Origin of the sequence: Corallococcus praedator, from assembly GCF_003612125.1 — a bacterium.
Taxonomy (GTDB): domain Bacteria; phylum Myxococcota; class Myxococcia; order Myxococcales; family Myxococcaceae; genus Corallococcus; species Corallococcus praedator.
The window spans coordinates 1-4,439 of record NZ_RAWI01000578.1; the positions used below are offsets into that span (position 1 = coordinate 1).

Annotated in this window: 5 protein-coding genes; 2 read left to right on the top strand and 3 right to left on the bottom strand. The window is 69.4% G+C overall.

Annotated elements, in window-relative coordinates; translation table 11 throughout:
• Positions 1-2 precede the first annotated feature (2 nt).
• Positions 3-920 (top strand): hypothetical protein, encoded by a 918-nt coding sequence (locus tag D7Y13_RS39070; protein ID WP_439329254.1) that lies wholly within the window; start codon positions 3-5, stop codon positions 918-920.
• Positions 921-923: 3 nt separating this feature from the next.
• On the opposite strand, the gene D7Y13_RS39075 is transcribed toward D7Y13_RS39070, so the two are convergent.
• The 3 genes from D7Y13_RS39075 to D7Y13_RS49630 are packed head-to-tail and all read right to left on the bottom strand — an operon-like array spanning position 924 to position 2,910.
• The gene (locus D7Y13_RS39075; protein WP_120586161.1) at positions 924-2,213 is read right to left on the bottom strand and encodes an ATP-binding protein; all 1,290 of its coding nucleotides are present in this window, start codon (positions 2,211-2,213) and stop codon (positions 924-926) included.
• Complete coding sequence (locus D7Y13_RS49625) at positions 2,210-2,620, bottom strand: type 1 glutamine amidotransferase (protein WP_244222437.1); 411 nt, start codon at positions 2,618-2,620, stop codon at positions 2,210-2,212. The genes D7Y13_RS39075 and D7Y13_RS49625 overlap by 4 nt, the downstream gene beginning before the upstream one ends.
• Positions 2,554-2,910 carry a glutamine amidotransferase-related protein gene (locus tag D7Y13_RS49630; protein WP_244222438.1) on the bottom strand — a complete coding sequence of 119 codons (357 nt, stop codon included), beginning with the start codon at positions 2,908-2,910 and terminating at the stop codon, positions 2,554-2,556. The genes D7Y13_RS49625 and D7Y13_RS49630 overlap by 67 nt, the downstream gene beginning before the upstream one ends.
• 229 nt (positions 2,911-3,139) lie before the next feature.
• Here D7Y13_RS49630 and D7Y13_RS39085 point away from each other — a divergent pair, with 229 nt between their 5' ends.
• Complete coding sequence (locus D7Y13_RS39085; protein ID WP_120586188.1) at positions 3,140-4,222, top strand: M35 family metalloendopeptidase; 1,083 nt, start codon at positions 3,140-3,142, stop codon at positions 4,220-4,222.
• Positions 4,223-4,439 lie beyond the last annotated feature (217 nt).

Consider the following 4,439-nt stretch of genomic DNA (forward strand, 5'->3'; position numbering starts at 1 on the left):
TGCTGGGGCTGTCCGCGCCCGCGACCGCGCAGCAGCCCGAGCCCCCCACGACGGAGAACCTGCCGCCCCCGGTGCTGCCACCGATGCCGGAGCGCCGGCTCTTCTTCACCACCCTCAACGTGTTCCGCTACAACCCGCTGGGGCTCGAGTCGCAGAACAAGCTCATCTACCAGAAGCGCCTCTTCGACAGCCCGTCGCTGCTCCTGCGCGACACGTTCGCCAGCGCCGCGGCGAGCCTCAAGCTGAGCCCGGCGTTCTTCAAGCTGGGGCCCGTGGTGGAGCTCCAGCCCGTGGCGGTGCTCAACCTCCGCGCCGGCTACGAGTACGTCCAGTTCTTCGGCACCTTCGGCAGCGTCCAGTCGTACCCGGATTCATTCCAGAACTACGACGACGACGTGCGCGACGTGACGAACGACCAGGCCTACGGCACCTCCGGCCACCACTTCTTCGTGGAGCCCACGCTCCAGGCGAAGGTGAAGTCGGTGGCGCTGCGCACGAAGGTGGCCTTCGAGTACTGGAACGTGGACCTGCGCGACGGCAGTCCGACAGGCACCTTCTATGATCCGACGCTGGACACGCTGGTGCCCGGCAAGGGCTGGGTGCTCGCCAACGACACGGACCTCATCTGGATGAACGGCCGCTGGACGCTGGGCGCGCGCTTCTCCGCGGTGTGGCCCAGCTACGACGACGACTCGGGCGCCGTGGATCCGCTGCCCGGCCGGAGCCTTCCCACCAACAAGCACATGCGCGTGGGGCCCATCGTCGCGTACGCCTTCGACACCCGCCCGGGCGGCTTCATGAACAAGCCCACCGCGCTGCTCATCGCCGGCTGGTACCTCACGCACGAGAACCGCACCAGCGCCATGCCCTACCTGCTGGCCGGCTTCTCCTTCAGCACCGAGCTGCTCGGCGGCCGCTGAGCCTCACCCGAAGCCCTGGGCGCGCAGCACCGCGCCCAGCGGCGCGGCCTTCTCGCGGTACGCGTCGAACAGGCGCACCGCCAGCTCCGGCGACGGCTGCGTCCAGCGCCAGGCCCCGCGCCCCGTGCCGCCCTCGCACCGGATGAGCGACGTGCGGACGTCTTCCGCGTCGCGGAAGGACAGGTGTTCGAACAGCACGGGGTTCTGGCTGGTGAGGAACGCCTGACGTTCGCCCACGTCCTTCACGCACGCCTCCACCAGATCCGGGTGCAGCCCGTCCGGCAGCTCATCCGCGATGACGAACGCATCGTGCACGTCCAGGTAGTAGAGGAAGGACAACAGCCGCCGCTGGCCGTACCCCAACTGCTCCTGGGCCACCGGCGCGCCGTCCTTCCGCACGAACGCGAAGCGGAAGCCGCTGAAGCCCAGCCGCCCGCCCTGCGACAGGGGCGTCGTCTCCGTCACGTCCACCGTGAGCGTGCCGGACGCGAAGCCCGCCAGCGCCACGAAGCGCGCGAGGAAGCTTCGCGGCAGCGTTTCGTGGCGGAACATCAGCGTCGGGGGCAGCGGCTCGTGCTCCACCTGCTCGCGCAGCCACCCGGGCATCCACGTGGGCAGGGCCATGAGCCCCAGGGGAAACAGGTCCTCGCCCCGCCGCTCCATCGCGTAGCGGATGGCGCCAATGCGCTCGAACATCCCCAACGCCTCATCGAAGCGCGGCGGCGCCAGCAGGAACGTGCGGCGCAGCAGCTCCTTCAGCCGGTCCTTCACGCCGCGCTCCAGGTACTGCGCGGCCATGAAGAGCAGCGTCCACACGGAGCGATCCAACACCGACCAGTGCATGCGCCTGGAGAAGCCGGCCGCGCCGTCCACCTCGCATGCGAAGCCCGTGGCGCTCGCGCGCATCACCAGCCGCACGTCCTCCGCCGCGTCCCAGCGCACCGTCGCCACGATGGAGGGCATCAGCCCATGCGCAAGCCCCGCGGGAGGCAGTGCCAGCGCCTCTCCTGGCCCCTCCTCCGCGCCCGTCGTCGCGGGCAGCGCGGCGGGCGGCTCGTTGCGCACGGCCACCTCCACCGTCAGCCCGTCGAAGCGCAGCGCGTAGTCCAACGCGAACGGCTCGCGCAGAAGCCCGGAGAAGTCCGAGCACACCACCGTGGACACCAGCTCCAGGAGCGTCGTGCGACCGCTGCCCATCCCCCCCACCACCACGTTGAGCGCGGGGCCGAACGTCAGCACCGTGTCCGGCGCCAGCTCGCGGTAGTGGTGGACGTGCAGGCGGGTCAGCTTCATGGCGCGCGCAGTCCCTTCGCCAGCTCGTGCGCCAGCCGCTGCAAGAGCTGCGTGTTCTCCGCCTCCGCGGCCTTCAGCTTGGGAAGCTGCGCCTTCAGCTCCTCCAGGTCCTTGCCGCGAGTGCTCAGGTCCTCCGCGCCCAGCTCCAACCAGCGCCCCAGCTCCTTCGCCGTCAGCTCCAGGTGGAACTGGAAGCCGTAGGACCTCCCCAACCGGAACGCCTGCTGCGTGTAGCGATCCGTGGACGCAAGCAGCGTCGCGCCCGGCACCGGCGTGTACGTGTCCCCGTGCCAGTGGGCCACCGCCGTGCGCGCCTTCGCCCCCGCCACCACCGGGTCCTTCAGCGCGTCCTGCGTCCAGCGCACCGGCCCCACCCCCACCTCGAAGCCGTTCTTGCCCGGCGACACCTGGGCCCCGCCGCCGCCGCCAGCAGCTGCGCGCCCAGGCACACGCCCACGCACGCGCGTTCACTCGCCAGCCGCTCGCCCAGCAACGCCAGCTCATCCTTCAGGAACGGATGGGCGTCCGCCTCGTACACGCCCATGGGTCCGCCCATCACCACCACCAGCGGTGCATCCACGTCTTCCCTCCGCACCGTCCGGAACCTTCGCACCAGGGTGAAACCCGCCGCCTCCAGCGCGGGCCCCAAGAGCCCCGGGCCCTCGTGTTCCTCATGTTCGAACACCACCGCGCGCATCGTCCGACACCCCATTCCTTCGGCCGCGAAACAACGCCTCGTGCCGCACGAAGCCTAACGCCCCACGCCACCCCGGGCCGCACCGCGACGAGAAACGGAATAGTGGGGAGGCGTTTATTTCACAGTATTTCGTGCCATCATCAGGGAGCCCGTCTTCCCCTATAAGTGTGAGGACCCGGGCATTCCCCCTGGTGTTCGCTGCGTCGTTTTCTTTGAAAGGACGTTCCTCGTGAGCAAGAGCCTTCGCGGTTTCAAGTGGCTGGTGGGCACGGCGGTTGGCGTTTCCCTGCTGGGTGCCTGCGGCGCCCCGGTTGATGGTGACACCTCGCAGCCCGAGGCCACCGAGCAGGCCCAGGGTGAGCTGACGGCGACCGTGTCCGTCGCCAAGGCGTCCATGGCGGCGAGCGAGACGGTGACGGTGCAGGTGACGCTGACCAACACCTCCTCCACGCCGGTGAGCCTGTACAAGTGGGAGGCGCCGGGCGCGGGCCTCAACGAGGGCCGCCTGTCCGTGCTGCACGATGGCCAGTCCGTGGCCTACACCGGCGCGCACTACAAGCGCGTGCTGGGCCGCCCCGAGGACCTCATCACCATCGCCCCCGGCCAGAGCATCTCCGGCCCGGTCGTGGTCTCCGACGCGTATGACCTGTCCCAGACGGGCACCTACTCCATCCGCTACGAGCTGGAGTCGCGCTCGAGCGTGACGGCGCTGTCCTCCAACGAGGTCAGCCTCTTCATCGAAGGCCGCCGCAACAGCCGCGATGTGGCGGAGGCGATGGGCCAGGTGACGGGTGAGAGCCTGGCGTACTCCGGGGCCTGCACCAGCTCCGAGCAGACCTCCATCTCCACCGCGTTCAACAGCGCGAAGACCTACTCCAACAACGCCGTCACGTACCTGAGCGCGACGCCGTCCGCGACCACGCGCTACACCACGTGGTTCGGCACGTACTCCAGCACCAACTGGGGCACCATCAAGACGCACTTCACCAAGATCAAGTCCGCGTTCGACTCCGCGGCCGTCGTGGTGGACTGCAGCTGCAACGAGAGCGGCACGTACGCCTACGTGTACTCGAACGCGCCGTACAAGATCTACGTGTGCGGCGCCTTCTGGAGCGCGCCCAACACGGGCACGGACTCGCGCGCCGGCACGCTGGTCCACGAGATGAGCCACTTCACCGTCGTGGCCGGCACGGCCGACAACGCCTACGGCCAGACCGCGGCCAAGGCCCTGGCGAAGTCCAACCCCACCAAGGCGCGCGCCAACGCGGACAGCCACGAATACTTCGCGGAAAACACCCCGTCGCTGCCGTAAGGTGACGCAGGTCCGTTGACCGGGGGACGCGGGCGCCAACGCCCCGCGTCCCCTTCTTTTTTCACGAGCACAAGGAGCGTCACGTGATGGGGCTGGGACGAAGAAACCTCGCATGGCTCGCGGTGCTGTCCGCCGCTGGAGTCACCGCCTGTACGCCGAAGCCGTCGGAGCCGCCCGCGCAGCAGGCGCCCGTCGTCGCGGCACCACCAACCCCGGC